The following is a 14,286-nucleotide window of genomic DNA, read 5'->3' as shown; positions in this document are numbered from 1 at the left end:
ATATTTTCCATCAGGTGTCCAGTGTATTCCAAGTAAGGTTTCTTTCGCACCACGCTTGTAAATTGTTTTTTCCACATTATTTTTCAAATCAAGCACCCTAATTGAATTATCCTTCTGATAAGCAATCTGATCACTAGTGGGTGAGACAATGGCGGAATGACCGCCAGGAACTAATAGTTTATATTCACCTGATAGTATATCAAAAAGGTAAATACCTTCAGTAGTTTCCACGGGGTTGATAAGCTCTTCTTGTTCTTCAAGTTTAAATTTGGTTCCTCCGTCAATACTGTAAACAAATTGGTAGCCCTCATGGAGCCAGGGCGATTCGTTTATTTTCAGATTTGGAAACCGCCCAACACTGTCTAATTTGACAATAACCTTCTTTTGCTCCAAATCCACTACTGCCAGGGAAACCATCGGTGCCAGACCTTCAAACGGATACCTGATGGGGTCGGCCTCTCGCTGAATTGTAAAAAGCAGATACTTGTCATCCCAAGACAAATTTCTTGGTGCTGCAAGTTCTCCTTTCTTTGCTTCATAAATTCTGCCCGTAATTTTCCCCGATAGGTCAAACTGTACAATGTTACACCTGTATTCCATCGCTGTTAATCCTGGAATTCCTACCGTACCAATAAAAGCATCTTTTGTATTCAACCATTGCACCCAACTGTATTCAGCCTCGTCATTCTTTAATTTAAAAGATGATTTAGGAGTATCTGATCCCTCATATATTGAACATTCTTTTTTCTGTGCGTCCATAACAACTATCTTTCCCGGTAACGGTTCTCCAGTGTTTATCATGCTGCAAGAATGGATGATAAACCAATTTAAAAATATCAATAATGTTAATATTGTGTTTCTTTTCATCATTTGCCCGAGCATATCACTCCTAATATTAATTAAATTCTGTTTCTATATATTGTAATTTTATTGCCATCATTATTAAAAAGCTTAAGTATATTTTGTTAAACTGTGTTAATGCCATGCGGCAATATCATTAATCCTCCTATTAATATGTTTCTGCTGAGCTTAAGGGTTATTATAAGGAAGGTCTTAAAATGATGTCCGTAGTTGTAGACCATAGCACCAGAACCTTTGCAACATCCGGTATCTTCACCCTCATTCCACCCAAAATTCCAAAATCTTACGGCACATAAGGTCTAATTTCACATAAAATTACACTTAACCGTATGATTTTTTATTTATGAGGTTTAAGTTTACGTATCGTAAACTAAACCCGACTTATACCTTGTACCCGTATCAAATTAAATCTCTTGAAGATTTGCCGGAAGAGGAGTGGCGTCCGCTCAAAGGATTTGAGGATTATTATGCCATTTCCAATCTCGGTAGAATCAAATCTCTTGACCGTTATGTAAAGCATAAAAGCGGAAAACCTCTGCTGGTGCCTTCCAAGGTGCTGAGCCAGACTGTGTATAAATACTTTAACAAATTCACCAAAGACCATACCTATGCATTAAGGGCTGCGCTTTCCAAAGAAAACAAGCGCTACGATGTGCAGGTAAGGAGGATCGTATACCAGGCCTTTGTGGGTGAGCTGGACCCTAAGCAGTGTGTCATCAATATCGACAATGATGGTTTTAACAACCGGGTTGAAAACCTGACAATGGTACCGATGTCCGTCAAGCAAAAACGTGTGACGGATAACAATCGCACCTTATCATATCTCTCTTATGCAGACCGCAGTACTTTTAAAAAGATTGGCGGAAACAGAAGGAAAGTGGGCAGATATAATCGCAAAGGGGACCTTGTAAAGGCCTATGAAAGCATAGCAGAAGCAGCCAGGAGGTCAGGATTTCAGTATGACCACATTCTGGATGTGGCCAAAGGAAGAAAGCCGCACTATAAAGGTGTGGTCTGGAAGTATATTCAGAAATAGGCTATAAAAAAACATCCGAAGCTTGTGAAAACTTCGGATGTTCTGATTTCTTGTTAAGGACAGGCTTTTATTATGCAGCCTTTTTCACTTCAGTCAGTTGTACTTCTTTATTCCTGACCAGTTTAATAATACCTACTTTGTTTAGTAGTTTTATTACCTGATAAGTAGGGTCAATCTCGTGCCATCTTACACCAAAGTTGGCGCGGTCGCCATGCTTGTGGTGGTTGTTGTGGTAGCTTTCCCCCATCATAAGAAAATCAACCGGCAGGAAATTTTTAGAGGTGTCACCCACTTTGAAGTTGGTATAGCCGTATTTGTGAGCGAACCAATTGATGATAGCACCATGAACAGGCGACATCAGGAATTGGATAGGAAGCAGCAGCCATAACCACCATACTGTGGCAAACTGCCAGTACATAAATACATAAAAGGCACCCCACATCAGGCGCGATACCCATGAGCGTGCAAACTTATCGAACGCTGTCCATTCTGGTATATCACGCGTAAAACGCTCGTCAACCTTTATAGTTTTGCTGGTAATACCCGAATAGATGGTTTTCGTCTTCCACATCATTTTAAACAGGCTCTCATCATATTTGGGTGAGTGTGGGTCATTGGGGGTATCAGCAAAAGCATGGTGCATGCGGTGCATAATGCCATAGCCATACGCACTCAGGTAGTTTGACCCCTGAAATATCCAGGTGAGTACAAAGAATACCTTCTCCCATGTTTTACTCATGGTAAATGCTTTATGTGCAGCATACCTGTGTAAAAAGAAAGTCTGAAAGAAGAGCGACAAGTACCAGTGCGCTATAAAAAAGATAAGTATTACTTCCATTGGGTTTTCCTGTTATTAAAAATATTCAATTGGTTTTTAGAGGCAACACTAAAAGTTCAACCAACATTCCAATCCCTATTTTGAAGCTCCCTCTAAGGAGCGGCAACTATGTGGACATCCAAATCAATTGGAGTGAATGGCTAAGGAAGACTTCTGGCAACCTCTTTCTTTATATAGACAGGCCTGCCTGAAGTTTGTGACAAAAAATATTTTATTTTTTTTGAGCAGTTGTTTACTCCCGTGAATTGTAGCCGTAATTAACTCAGCGAATGGTTCAGCTTTAGATTGATCTCCCTTTTCACCTCTTTGATGAAGTCGGCCGGTGAGCCAAAATTACAAGCCTTTTTGAAGTTGTCTATGATAGAATGATTGGCAACATCTGTTTTTACCTTTCCGGTTTCTTCTGAAAGCTTGCCCTTTGCCCGGCTAAAAAGCTGTCTGCAGTTATCTTTTTTCTTATCAAAAATGTGCTGAAGTTCTTCATAATCAAAATCAAACAGCTCCCTTAACACAAAAATGCCTTTTTCGAGCGGCTCCAGCTTTTTTTGGATCACATTCAGTGCTGCCGAGATTTCGTTTTCCATATCAAACCGGAAAAACTCTTTCTCCTTATACCAGTCGATCAGCTCGGAAGGGTTCAGGTTTTGCAGGCACTCATCTTTTTTTCGCTTTAAAGCTTCGAGGTGGTTGATGCAGTTATTGGTCACCGCCTTGATAAGGTAAGCCCTAGTATTTTCGATCTTTTCGGTATTGGTACTCAGCCATTTCAGGAAAGTGTCCTGCACAATATCTTCGGCATCGGCGAGCGATCCCACCATTTTTAGTGCGATTTGATGCAGCAACGGTTGATATAATGCTATGGCCTGACTTTGATTCATTGCAACAAAGGTACAATGTATAACGATACAAGATACTATATTTAACAGTATTAATTGAGTATTGTTAGCGCAATATAATCTGTTTTTCTCCTTTTATGAAGTCATTTGAATGGGATCATGCTAAAAACCAGTGAAGCAAATGGATTGAAAAACTAAAACATACAATATGAAGCTGGCCACTGCAAATCAATAACCTGCACATATCATTATCTATACGAAGTTTGCCAACTGCTATCAACTCTACATTTCAAACATAGAAGAGAAAAGTTAGAGTCTCCCCGGAAGTTCCATCTGACCCTTTACTATCTGCCGGCAGCAGCCAACCGTTTTGTAAGAAAATTGAAACGCCAGAACATAACCACAGCTACGATAGACAGGCCAATCAAAAGACCATACCACACCCCTTCGGCACCCATTTCCAGCGTAAAACCAAGATAATACCCTAAAGGCAAAGCCAGTACCCAATAGGCGATAAATGTCAATGCTGTAGGTATTTTCACATCTGCGAGTCCGCGCAAGGCACCCAGGCTTACTACTTGCACACCGTCGGAAATCTGGAAGAAGCCAGCAATGATCAGGAGTGTAGAAGCAGTTTGTATAACATCCGCATTGTCAATATATAAAGAAGGCAGAAAGTATCTTCCGGTTATAAATACAGTGGCACAGAATGCCATAAATACTACCACCATCCCATAGATGGTAAAGGCCGCTGCACGCAGTGAAGGAATGTCCTTTTGCCCCAACTGATTGCCTACGCGCACAGTAGCTGCCGCAGATAACCCGGAAGCCATCATATAGCTAATCGCTGCCAGATTGATGGCTATCTGGTGGGCAGCAAGTGCCTCAGTACCGATCCAGCCGATCATGATCACTGCGAACCCGAATGCTCCAACTTCAAATATGAACTGGAAGCCTGCGGGCAGCCCCAGACTAAGTAATTTTCTTAGCATCATTTTGCTGTACCGCCCAATGGCAAACCCCGGGCGATAAGGCCTGAAGTTGTGCCCCATATAGATGTAAACAGCTATCCAGATCGCCAGAATAACCCTTGCGATAAACGAGGCCCATCCCGCTCCATTTAAGCCCATAGGCTCCATGCCCAGTTTACCATATATAAAAATGTAGTTGAGTACCACATTGACCAGGTTAGAGCCAATAACAATAATCATGGCCTGCTTGGTGTAGGAAAGTCCTTCGGCAAACTGTCTGAAAGTCTGAAAGAGCATAAGTGGGATCAGTGACAGCGTAACAATATTGAGGTAAGGTAAAGCCATATCCACAACATCCTGGGGCTGGTTTAAATAATAGAGCCCACGACCCCCTACAGAAATTATGATAAACAGGATAATGCCTGTTATAGTATTGATCAGCAGAGCATGCTTCAACAGCTCCCCGGATTTTTTCTTGTCGTCAGCACCATCTGCTGCAGCTACCAGAGGTGTAACTGCGTAAGACACCCCTATACCAAACATCAGCAGCAGGTGAAAAATAACGTTGGCCAGGGAAGCTCCCGCCAAAGGCAAAGCACCAAGCTGCCCCACCATAACGCTATCCGCTACATTGACCATCATATGGCCCAACTGGCTCAGCATAACCGGATAGGCCAGAAAGAAATTCTTCTTGAGATGCTCTATGTAGTTTTGTTTTGTCATTACATTTCCAGTGGCACGGTGTGTACTTTAAGGTTACCCAAAAAGTACCACGTACCCTCTCTTTATAAATAAGCTCGGGTAAAAATATTGGTCAAACAGGCCTGGCTGATTGTAAAATTATTTTGAGGTGATCAGGATCACCTCCGGGAATTAAGGGTTTACGAAGGTAAATATCTTTTGTTTTGGAAAAATGTCAGTATCCTTTCATTCTGGCAACTTTTAATATACCGGCAACGCTCATGCTGTCCGTTATTTCCTGATCCATCACCATGCGCAGCACCTCTTCGAAAGGAAGTTTTTTAAGCACAAGGTCAGATTCGGATTCCTCGAGCTCCCTTTCCCCGGGAGTAAGGTCGGTAGCCAGGTATATAAGCCCCTCCTCATCTGTCACAGAGTTGGAAGTATGGAACCTCATAATCATTTCCCAGTTTGCTGCTGTCAGCCCCGTTTCTTCCTTCAGCTCTCTTTGTGCAGCTCCCAATGGATCTTCATGCATAGGGCCTCCACCTTCGGGTATTTCCCACGAATATTCATCCAGTGTGTATCGGTACTGGCCTACGATCCAGGTGTTGCCTTCCTCGTCAAGCGGGATAATGCCTATGGCTTTGTTCTTGAAATGCACCTTACCATAAATGCCTCTCCCACCACCAGGGTTAATAATCTGATGCTCCTCCACATTGATCCAGGGATTATCATACTTCTCTTCCGTAGACAATGTCTGCCAGGGATTTTTGATTTCTTCCATGCCGCAAAACTATCAAATCCGAAGGTGGTATTCAGAGTTTGTTTTTAATTTTTAAAGCCGGGCAACTTTTAAGGGATCGAGGTAATTATCAATTATCCTTGAGTAATTGAAAAGGAAAGTTATTTTTGTGGTTATGCTCCTTCCATTTTTTTCAGATGACAAGCTAGAAGCCGGATGCGATGAAGCAGGACGTGGTTGTCTGGCAGGGCCTGTTGTAGCGGCAGCGGTTATCCTGCCCCGCGATTATAAACACCCGGTACTCAATGATTCCAAACAGTTGCCCAGAAAAAAACGCGATACTCTCAGACTGGAAATTGAAAAGGAAGCCATTTGCTGGGCGGTATCTTTCGTGGATAATCACGAAATTGACAAGGTAAATATCCTCAATGCCTCCTACCTGGCTATGAACCGGGCTGTAGATCAACTAAAAAGCATTCCGGAACTACTGCTTATTGATGGCAACAGGTACAAACCGCATAATGAGATCCCATTTGAATGCATCATCAAAGGTGATGGTAAGTATTACTCTATCGCTGCTGCCTCAATATTGGCCAAAACTTACCGTGATGAATATATGTGCGAACTTGCCATACAACATCCGGAATATGAGTGGCAAAGTAATATGGGCTACCCGACCACAGCCCATCGTGATGCTATAAAAATCCATGGCCTTACAGACTTTCACAGGAAGTCATTCAGGCAGCTACCGGAGCAATTGGAATTATTTGAACTTTAACCCACAAAGATCAATTTTCATGATGATCCTCATAAGTCTATGTGCCTAATATTATTTGCATACAAAACACACCCTGAATATAAGCTGGTGGTAGCGGCCAACCGCGATGAGTTTTATAGCCGACCAACGGAACCTGCAACGTTTTGGGAAGACAACCCTGCAATACTGGCTGGCAAAGATTTAACTGCCGGAGGCACCTGGATGGGCATCAACAGGCAGGGCAAGATCAGCATGCTTACCAACTATCGTGACCTGAAAAACATCAAACAAAATGCTCCTTCGCGGGGGCATCTGGTATCTGATTTTCTTGAAAATGAAGAACATGCCCAAGACTATCTGCAACAGATCTCAGAGAAAGGGAGCTTATACAACGGTTTTAACCTGATCTGCGGAACGGTGGATGAGCTTTATTACTATGGCAATTACAAAACCGGCGTACACCCCATCACCAGCGGATACCATGGCCTGAGCAACGCTTTGCTTAATACTCAATGGCCTAAAGTAGATAAAGGGCTAAATAAGCTCCGGTCGATTTTGAAAAGAGAAAAGATTGAGCCCGAGCAACTGTTTGAGGCGCTTTATGATGATATCAAAGCTCCTGAGCATTTGCTGCCGGATACCGGTGTAGGCCTTGAAAGGGAAAGCATGCTCTCCCCTATGTTCATTAAAAGCCCAGATTACGGATCACGCTGCTCTACCGTGCTTTTGGTCAGCAATGATAACCACATCCATTACCTGGAGCGCACCTACAACACCACTGATTTCAGCTATACTGACAGAGCTTACGAGTTGAAAGTATAACTCATTTAAGCTACCAGCCTCTGTTTTGGGTTTGCTCCTTCAGCATGGTAAAAGCAGCCTTGTCCTGTCCATCGTGAGTCCTCAGGCCGAGTGTTCTTAAAAATTCTATAAATCCATTCTCAGTAAGCCCATAAGGGCCGGCCAGTTGTTTGGCACCATCCAACGAGGCATCGTGTAGCCGCACCCAGCTTACCAAAGGTATTTCGGCGGAGTAGGTATCCCAGGCCTGAAAAAACTGACAAACAAACTGAGCCTGTATCTCTTCCGAACTGGCATTAGCACTGGCAGAAGGATAACCTACTTCCTGAAGGTATATGGGAGTATCCTTATAAGCAGATACCAGTGCAGCAAGATCAGTAGCCGGGGCCTCTGGACTCTCTACTTCATAATCGGCATCAATAGGATAATACGTTACGCCCAGCACATCGACAACTGATGCCAGGGCCGTAAAAACACCGGCATCGCTCAATGGCCCATGAGTCAAACCTTTATGGGTAGCGGTAAACCCTACTTTCAATCCCGGATAGTTTGTGTTTGCATAGCTGTTGATCTCCCAAAGAAATGCCCCATAGTCACTCCAAAAATCAGGATGCTCATTACTGTAATCGTAACCGTCGATTTCATTGCCCACCTGTAGTGAGGTCAGCCTCTTGTAATCGATCTTTGCAAATACAAAATCAATTACTGCCTTAAACCGGGAGATAAGCTCAGGATTATTGAATCTTGTGGTTTCGAGGTCTTCTGGTACTGTCTTGCCCGTGAGATCAATGGGGCGAAGGGTCAGTGAGAACTTCAGATCATTGGCCTCAATGAAATCGTTAAAAAGTGCCAGGGCACCTGAGGGGTCTTCATAAGTCATAGGCTGTGGCTCCAGGGTTGTCCATTGTAAGTGGACACCAATAAAATCAATTCCCACTTCCTGAGCCAGAGCAAAATTGTTGGAAAAATCGCTGGAGGGTGTTTCATCCAGCAGATCCATGCCCATTAGACGGTTTCCCCTTGGCAGGCTGTTGGCCGTGCATTCTACAGCAAGAACGCCACCCTCATCATCGGAAGAGCAACTAATGGTAAAAAAAGAGAAGAGTAGGATAAAGTAAATAATTTTTCGCATGAAGTGCCGGTAAGTTTAATCAAGTCAACAAGTTATAAATAAACTACGCATTATGAAAATCAGGCATGTTTGCATTAGAATATATCTTTTCTTACTTTTGAGACCAACCGGTCGGTATTAATCATGGAATTAAAAGAATTATCCACAAGAGAACGAATCATACAGCAATCCGCAGAGCTGTTTAATACCTATGGATACCACGGTTGCTCCCTGAGCCACATCATGGAGGCCACAAAGTTAAAAAAGGGTGGCATTTACAACCATTTCCGCAATAAAGACGAGATTGCTATTGAGGCATTTAATTATAATTACAACAGGGTCATAAAGAGATTCAGGGAAAGACTGGATAAGGACAAAACCTCATTTGATAAGCTCAATTCAGTGATCGATGTATTTGTTTCCCTCATCCATGATCCCATGGTAAAAGGCGGGGGCTGCCCGATATTCAATACAGCCATGGACTCCACCAATACACATCCCGAGTTGAAAGCAAAGGCCAGGGAAGGCATGAAGGGGCTGACAAAATATGTGGAAATCAAACTGGCAGAGGGAATAGACGCTGGAGAATTTAAACCTGACACGGACATAAAAGTGGTGGCCACACTTTTTGTTGCCACTTTGGAAGGGGCAATCATCATGTCCAGGGTAAATGATAATTATGCTTGTATTGAACTGGCTGCCAATTATCTAAAGGATTATATCAGTGAGAAAATACTGGTATTGGGAAAATCTTCTCCCAACACCGACAGGCAGCCGGCATTGAGGCCGCAAAATAGCTACCAAACCCCGGCGGCAGCTACCCTCTGGGGCTATTTAAAAGAAAGACAGCTTGGTGGCCGCGATTTTCGCCGCAATTATGGTATTGGCGACCTTGTACTAGATTTTTATTGCACCGAAGAAAAGCTGGCCATAAAACTGGACGGTGCCGGCCAAGCTCCTTCTCCTGAAGATCATAAAGATCTGGATCATTTCAATATCAGGTTATTAAGGTTTACGGATATTGAAGTTTTTAAAAATATTGAAATAGTGCTTGATGAGATCAGCGCATGTTTTACAAGCGGCTGATCCTGTGTAAATAAAAATTTTTTACCAACAAACAGACCGAACGGTCTTGAAATATGAAGAAATACACAACCCAATTTGAAGTAAAATGGTCTGATGTAGACCCTAACATGCACATGAGGCATACCGTATACCTGGATTATGCGGACCAGACGCGAATAAGGTTCTTCAATGATCATGGTGTACCTTTCAACAGGCTGCAGCAGTTGGGCATAGGACCGATTATATTCGGTACTCAGACCGACTTCCGACGGGAGGTAATGCTCTCCGAAAAAGTAACCCTCGACTGCCATTTGATAGAACTCTCTCCCGGAGGCAGAAAGTGGACGATCAAGCATTATGTTTATAAAGAGGATGGCACTGTTGCGGCTGAGCTGATATACAGAGGGGCGTGGCTGGACCTCAGGGCCAGAAAGGTAGTTTCCCCACCCGAGGAAATCGCTACCGTAATGAACCAAATGGAAAGCACTGAGATCAATGAGACTGTAACAGGCTGACTCATCTCACACTCAATACTAACACCTCACTACTAAAAAATTCCCCATGAAAAAGAAAATTAAAACTCCGATTGCTTTAAGGATAGTTGGCTGGTTATTTCCAAAAGTCGAAAAAATAGCTCCATGGCTGGCCAAGAGATGGTTTGTGCGGATATTTTTCACTCCGGTAAGATACAAAATGCCTTACGGGGAAGTGGAAATGGCCCAAAAGGCTAATACTTATAAAGTCAACTATGAGGGCAAACAGGTGCAGGTATATGAGTGGGGAGAAGGCAGGCCCATACTTTTTGTGCATGGCTGGATGGGCCGAGGAACACAATTCAGAAAGTTTGTGGAAGATTTTAACAGTTCCGGCTATCAGGTTGTCAGTTTTGATGCCACCGGCCACGGCAAGTCCGAGGGTAACAAATCGCACCTTATGGAGTTTGCCGGGATGATAGAAAATCTGCACTCGAAGTACGGGGGCTTTGAAATGATTGTGGGGCACTCACTGGGAGGCGTGGCTGCCATGATTGCCATTAATGACGGCATCCCAACCCATAAACTGGTAATGATCAGTTCGCCCACCCTGGCACATAAAATTGTGGATGAGTTTATTCACAGGCTTAAAGCTTCAAATAGGTGTAAAGAGTACTTCGATGCGTATGTAATGAAAAAATTCGGCAAACGTTTTGAAGAATATACAGCGACACATATTGCTCAGAGCCTCAGGAAAATAGACCTTTTACTGATATACGACGAGGATGACCGGGAAGTGGACCTGGAAAACCCTGAGGCCCTGTTAAACGTTTATCCTGATGCACGCTTGGTTACTACAAAGGGGCTTGGACACACCAGAATTTTGAAGGATGAAGAAGTAGTCAAAACCTGCCTGCAGTTTCTCGAACAATCAGAACTTGAGCCGGCTACATGAAGAGCTTTCCGATCACCTATAATGAGCCTGTTATAGAGCAGGTATTGGAGCATTACGCTGAATATCTCGGAGATGATTTCCAAAAATACAGGAATCATGTCTACCGGGTATTTCACTATGCGCTATACATGGTGAGGAAATCGGAGCATATGAACTCGAAAGTAAGAGGCCAGCTTGCTTATGCGGCGGCCTTTCATGATATTGGTATATGGACGGACAAGACCTTTGACTATATCAAACCGTCCATTTTTGCCATGCAGGAGTATCTTCAAAACTATCCTGACACCAAGATCATAGCCGGGATGATTTTCTGGCATCACAAAAGGTCTGCCTATGCCGGCAAACACCAGTTATTAATTGAGAGCTTCCGCCGTGCAGACTGGATTGATGTGACCAAAGGCATCAAAAGCTTTGGTGTGCCCCGGGAACTTACAGAGGAACTTATCAGTGTTTTCCCCTATCATGGCTTCCATATGACACTGGTAAAGAAGTCGTTTAAACATATTCTTAAACATCCGTTTACACCCTTTCCAATGTTCAAGAGCTAACCTTGCTCCTTCAGGGTTTAAGATGCTAACCTTAAAACAACCAGTCTGTTATTCATTCAGTCACCGGATTGACCGTTTAAGTAATAAACATATCTTAACGAAGAGTACCTTGCGTAATTAGCGGTTGATATCAATATTTCCTATTTTTGACAAGACCACCAGTAGCGCAATGACAAAGATTATAGAAACCCACGAAATTTCGAAAGTTTATCGAATGGGTAATCAGACAGTAGAGGCACTAAAGTCAATCTCTATAGAAATAAATAAAGGAGAGTATGTTGCTTTTATGGGGCCTTCCGGCTCAGGGAAATCTACCTTGATGAACATCATAGGCTGCCTGGACACCCCCACCAGTGGCAGTTACATTCTTAACAACAATAATGTAAGTGACCTGACTGAAAACGAGCTGGCTGAAATCCGTAATAAGGAGATCGGGTTTGTATTCCAGACCTTTAATCTTTTGCCCCGTGCCAGTTCTCTGGAAAACGTAGCACTTCCTCTGGTGTATGCGGGCTATAACCGGTATGATCGTGAGGAAATGGCATTGGAGGCCCTGAATAATGTGGGACTTGCAGACCGTGCCGACCACAAACCTAATGAACTTTCCGGCGGTCAGCGCCAGCGGGTAGCCATAGCACGGGCTTTGGTGAACAGCCCAAGTATTATTCTGGCTGATGAGCCTACGGGTAACCTCGATTCCAAAACATCTTATGACATCATGGACCTGTTCCAGCAGCTTCATGACCGCGGCAATACGATCATCATGGTTACCCATGAGGATGATATCGCACATTATGCCCATAGGATCATCAGACTGCGCGATGGCCTGGTAGAAACTGACGAGATCAACCAAAATGTGGTTCGTCAGGAAGTACGACAGTAAGCAAAACAGTGAATGAAGGTATATACAAAAACAGGAGATAAAGGTACAACAGCACTTTTCGGAGGTGCCAGGGTGTCAAAATCACACGAAAGGATCAACGCCTATGGTACTATTGATGAACTAAATTCTTATATTGGGCTGGTTAGGGACCAGGAAGTAAATGCAAAACGAAAAGAGGTACTTGTAGAAGTTCAGGACCGGCTTTTCACCATAGGCTCCATACTGGCCACTGAACCCGGGAATACCAAGGTAAAAGTACCGGCCTTACAAGATGCTGATATTGAATCTCTTGAAAAGGAAATAGATAAAATGGAGGATGAATTGCCGCCGATGAAGAGCTTTGTTCTTCCGGGTGGCCATACTGCTGTCTCCTTTTGCCATGTGGCAAGATGTGTTTGCCGCAGGGCAGAGCGCCTGGTAGTAGCTTTGAACGACCATGAACCTGTACATGCTACGGTCATACAGTACCTCAACAGGCTTTCGGACTATCTTTTTGTGCTTTCGCGGAAGATGTCAAAAGAACTGAATGCTGAGGAGACACCCTGGAAGCCAAGAATGTAAAGCAGGTTTCACGTTTTGAACTTGTAAAGATTTTACTACTTTTGCGGAAGCCTAACGAGTGTTAGTTACATAACAATACAATTATGATTGCCACAGAAAATATGGACATTAGAAAGATTGCCCAATCTAAAATCGGCCAGGTTGATTTTCAGAATATCCAGTTTGGAAAAACCTATTCCGACCACCAGTTTATGGCTGATTATGTCGATGGACAATGGAAAAACTTCAAAATCGAGCCTTATGAGCCATTGCAAATCAGTCCTGCCAGCCCTGCGTTGCATTACGGGATTTCAATTTTTGAAGGTTTGAAAGCTTATAAACATAATAATGGCGATGTATTTGTCTTTAGGCCTGATAAGAATATTGAACGACTGAACAAGTCTGCCATTCGCATGTGTATGCCTGAGCTGCCTGAAAATATTTATTTTGATGCATTGAATACGCTACTGGATATTGATAGAGACTGGGTTCCTGAGGTGGACGGCACGTCGCTTTACATCCGTCCGTTCGTATTTTCAAATGATGACTATATCGGAATACGCCCTTCACAGAACTTTAAGTTTATGATCATCACCTGTCCTGTAGGTGCTTACTATGCGAAGCCGGTAAAAGTAAAAATAGAAAACCATTTCGTGAGAGCTGTAGAAGGCGGTAGCGGCTTCTGCAAAACAGGCTGTAACTATGGCCCTGCTATCTACCCTGCAATGCTTGCCCAGCAAAAAGGCTATGACCAACTGGTATGGACTGATGGCAAAGAGCATAAATATATCGAAGAGTCAGGCACAATGAACGTAATGTTCGTTATTGATGGTAAACTGATCACCCCTGCATTGGGCGATACTATTTTGCCAGGGATTACCAGGGACAGTGTACTTACCCTGGCTCGTGACTGGGGCTACGAAGTAGAGGAAAGAAAAGTAGAGGTAGCAGAAGTAATAGCAGCCGCCAAAGAAGGAAGGCTCCAGGAAGCTTTTGGTGCAGGTACTGCTGCGACAATTGCTCACATTGAGCTTATTGGGTATGATGGCACAGACTATCAGTTGCCGGCTGTTGAAAACAGGGAATTCTCAAACAAAGTTTTGAAAACCCTTGACGATATCAAGCTTGGTAAAGCCGAGGATAAATTTAACTGGTTGCATAAAATATAAGCGGCTTGAAAGACCA

16 protein-coding genes are annotated in these 14,286 nt (G+C 43.3%); 10 read left to right on the top strand and 6 right to left on the bottom strand.

The window, feature by feature from the left end:
- A partial coding sequence (locus E1163_RS21740) for a hypothetical protein (RefSeq protein ID WP_155174576.1) occupies positions 1–870 on the bottom strand: 870 nt, incomplete at its 3' end.
- 334 nt (positions 871–1,204) lie between these two features.
- Here E1163_RS21740 and E1163_RS21735 point away from each other — a divergent pair.
- Entirely contained in the window at positions 1,205–1,897 is a 693-nt protein-coding gene (locus E1163_RS21735) for an NUMOD4 domain-containing protein (RefSeq protein ID WP_155174575.1), read from the top strand.
- Positions 1,898–1,967: 70 nt separating this feature from the next.
- Here E1163_RS21735 and E1163_RS21730 read toward each other — a convergent pair whose 3' ends face one another.
- The 4 genes from E1163_RS21730 to E1163_RS21715 all read right to left on the bottom strand — a co-directional run bounded on the left by E1163_RS21730 (position 1,968) and on the right by E1163_RS21715 (position 6,010).
- Positions 1,968–2,735 carry an acyl-CoA desaturase gene (locus E1163_RS21730; RefSeq protein WP_155174574.1) on the bottom strand — a complete coding sequence of 256 codons (768 nt, stop codon included), beginning with the start codon at positions 2,733–2,735 and terminating at the stop codon, positions 1,968–1,970.
- Positions 2,736–2,992: 257 nt separating this feature from the next.
- The gene (locus tag E1163_RS21725) at positions 2,993–3,613 is read right to left on the bottom strand and encodes a sigma-70 family RNA polymerase sigma factor (protein ID WP_155174573.1); all 621 of its coding nucleotides are present in this window, start codon (positions 3,611–3,613) and stop codon (positions 2,993–2,995) included.
- A gap of 302 nt (positions 3,614–3,915) precedes the next feature.
- The gene (locus E1163_RS21720; RefSeq protein WP_155174572.1) at positions 3,916–5,265 is read right to left on the bottom strand and encodes an MATE family efflux transporter; all 1,350 of its coding nucleotides are present in this window, start codon (positions 5,263–5,265) and stop codon (positions 3,916–3,918) included.
- 193 nt (positions 5,266–5,458) lie between these two features.
- Positions 5,459–6,010 (bottom strand): NUDIX domain-containing protein, encoded by a 552-nt coding sequence (locus E1163_RS21715; RefSeq protein ID WP_155174571.1) that lies wholly within the window; start codon positions 6,008–6,010, stop codon positions 5,459–5,461.
- Between the two features lie 133 nt (positions 6,011–6,143).
- Here E1163_RS21715 and E1163_RS21710 point away from each other — a divergent pair, with 133 nt between their 5' ends.
- On the top strand, positions 6,144–6,746 hold the full coding sequence (locus E1163_RS21710; RefSeq protein ID WP_155174577.1) for a ribonuclease HII: 603 nt from the start codon (positions 6,144–6,146) through the stop codon (positions 6,744–6,746).
- A 39-nt stretch (positions 6,747–6,785) separates the two neighbouring features.
- Entirely contained in the window at positions 6,786–7,547 is a 762-nt protein-coding gene (locus E1163_RS21705; RefSeq protein ID WP_155174570.1) for an NRDE family protein, read from the top strand.
- A gap of 10 nt (positions 7,548–7,557) precedes the next feature.
- Here the strand turns inward: E1163_RS21705 and E1163_RS21700 are convergent, their stop codons facing one another.
- A complete protein-coding gene (locus E1163_RS21700; RefSeq protein ID WP_155174569.1) occupies positions 7,558–8,658 on the bottom strand; it encodes a hypothetical protein in 1,101 nt (366 codons plus the stop codon).
- A 123-nt stretch (positions 8,659–8,781) separates the two neighbouring features.
- Between E1163_RS21700 and E1163_RS21695 the strand changes: the two genes are divergently transcribed.
- The 7 genes from E1163_RS21695 (at position 8,782) to E1163_RS21665 (ending at position 14,270) form a co-directional block, all read left to right on the top strand.
- On the top strand, positions 8,782–9,723 hold the full coding sequence (locus tag E1163_RS21695) for a TetR family transcriptional regulator C-terminal domain-containing protein (protein ID WP_155174568.1): 942 nt from the start codon (positions 8,782–8,784) through the stop codon (positions 9,721–9,723).
- 53 nt (positions 9,724–9,776) lie between these two features.
- Complete coding sequence (locus E1163_RS21690) at positions 9,777–10,217, top strand: acyl-CoA thioesterase (RefSeq protein ID WP_155174567.1); 441 nt, start codon at positions 9,777–9,779, stop codon at positions 10,215–10,217.
- A gap of 46 nt (positions 10,218–10,263) precedes the next feature.
- A complete protein-coding gene (locus E1163_RS21685; RefSeq protein ID WP_155174566.1) occupies positions 10,264–11,130 on the top strand; it encodes an alpha/beta fold hydrolase in 867 nt (288 codons plus the stop codon).
- Positions 11,127–11,678, top strand: coding sequence for a phosphohydrolase (locus tag E1163_RS21680; protein ID WP_155174565.1), 552 nt, complete (start codon positions 11,127–11,129; stop codon positions 11,676–11,678). Before E1163_RS21685 ends, E1163_RS21680 begins: the two co-directional genes overlap by 4 nt.
- A 169-nt stretch (positions 11,679–11,847) precedes the next feature.
- On the top strand, positions 11,848–12,561 hold the full coding sequence (locus tag E1163_RS21675) for an ABC transporter ATP-binding protein (RefSeq protein ID WP_155174564.1): 714 nt from the start codon (positions 11,848–11,850) through the stop codon (positions 12,559–12,561).
- 12 nt (positions 12,562–12,573) lie between these two features.
- Positions 12,574–13,122, top strand: coding sequence for a cob(I)yrinic acid a,c-diamide adenosyltransferase (locus tag E1163_RS21670; RefSeq protein ID WP_155174563.1), 549 nt, complete (start codon positions 12,574–12,576; stop codon positions 13,120–13,122).
- Positions 13,123–13,205: 83 nt separating this feature from the next.
- Entirely contained in the window at positions 13,206–14,270 is a 1,065-nt protein-coding gene (locus E1163_RS21665) for a branched-chain amino acid aminotransferase (RefSeq protein WP_155174562.1), read from the top strand.
- Positions 14,271–14,286 lie beyond the last annotated feature (16 nt).

The organism is Fulvivirga kasyanovii, from assembly GCF_009711405.1.
GTDB classification, from domain to species: domain Bacteria; phylum Bacteroidota; class Bacteroidia; order Cytophagales; family Cyclobacteriaceae; genus Fulvivirga; species Fulvivirga kasyanovii.
This window is presented reverse-complemented; position numbering and strand designations above follow the sequence as displayed.

Coding starts and splice junctions, on each gene's coding strand:
- E1163_RS21735 (WP_155174575.1), top strand. CDS start 1,205: ATGAGGTTTAAGTTTACGTATCGTAAACTAAACCCGACTTATACCTTG.
- E1163_RS21730 (WP_155174574.1), bottom strand. CDS start 2,735: ATGGAAGTAATACTTATCTTTTTTATAGCGCACTGGTACTTGTCGCTC.
- E1163_RS21725 (WP_155174573.1), bottom strand. CDS start 3,613: ATGAATCAAAGTCAGGCCATAGCATTATATCAACCGTTGCTGCATCAA.
- E1163_RS21720 (WP_155174572.1), bottom strand. CDS start 5,265: ATGACAAAACAAAACTACATAGAGCATCTCAAGAAGAATTTCTTTCTG.
- E1163_RS21715 (WP_155174571.1), bottom strand. CDS start 6,010: ATGGAAGAAATCAAAAATCCCTGGCAGACATTGTCTACGGAAGAGAAG.
- E1163_RS21710 (WP_155174577.1), top strand. CDS start 6,144: ATGCTCCTTCCATTTTTTTCAGATGACAAGCTAGAAGCCGGATGCGAT.
- E1163_RS21705 (WP_155174570.1), top strand. CDS start 6,786: ATGTGCCTAATATTATTTGCATACAAAACACACCCTGAATATAAGCTG.
- E1163_RS21700 (WP_155174569.1), bottom strand. CDS start 8,658: ATGCGAAAAATTATTTACTTTATCCTACTCTTCTCTTTTTTTACCATT.
- E1163_RS21695 (WP_155174568.1), top strand. CDS start 8,782: ATGGAATTAAAAGAATTATCCACAAGAGAACGAATCATACAGCAATCC.
- E1163_RS21690 (WP_155174567.1), top strand. CDS start 9,777: ATGAAGAAATACACAACCCAATTTGAAGTAAAATGGTCTGATGTAGAC.
- E1163_RS21685 (WP_155174566.1), top strand. CDS start 10,264: ATGAAAAAGAAAATTAAAACTCCGATTGCTTTAAGGATAGTTGGCTGG.
- E1163_RS21680 (WP_155174565.1), top strand. CDS start 11,127: ATGAAGAGCTTTCCGATCACCTATAATGAGCCTGTTATAGAGCAGGTA.
- E1163_RS21675 (WP_155174564.1), top strand. CDS start 11,848: ATGACAAAGATTATAGAAACCCACGAAATTTCGAAAGTTTATCGAATG.
- E1163_RS21670 (WP_155174563.1), top strand. CDS start 12,574: ATGAAGGTATATACAAAAACAGGAGATAAAGGTACAACAGCACTTTTC.
- E1163_RS21665 (WP_155174562.1), top strand. CDS start 13,206: ATGATTGCCACAGAAAATATGGACATTAGAAAGATTGCCCAATCTAAA.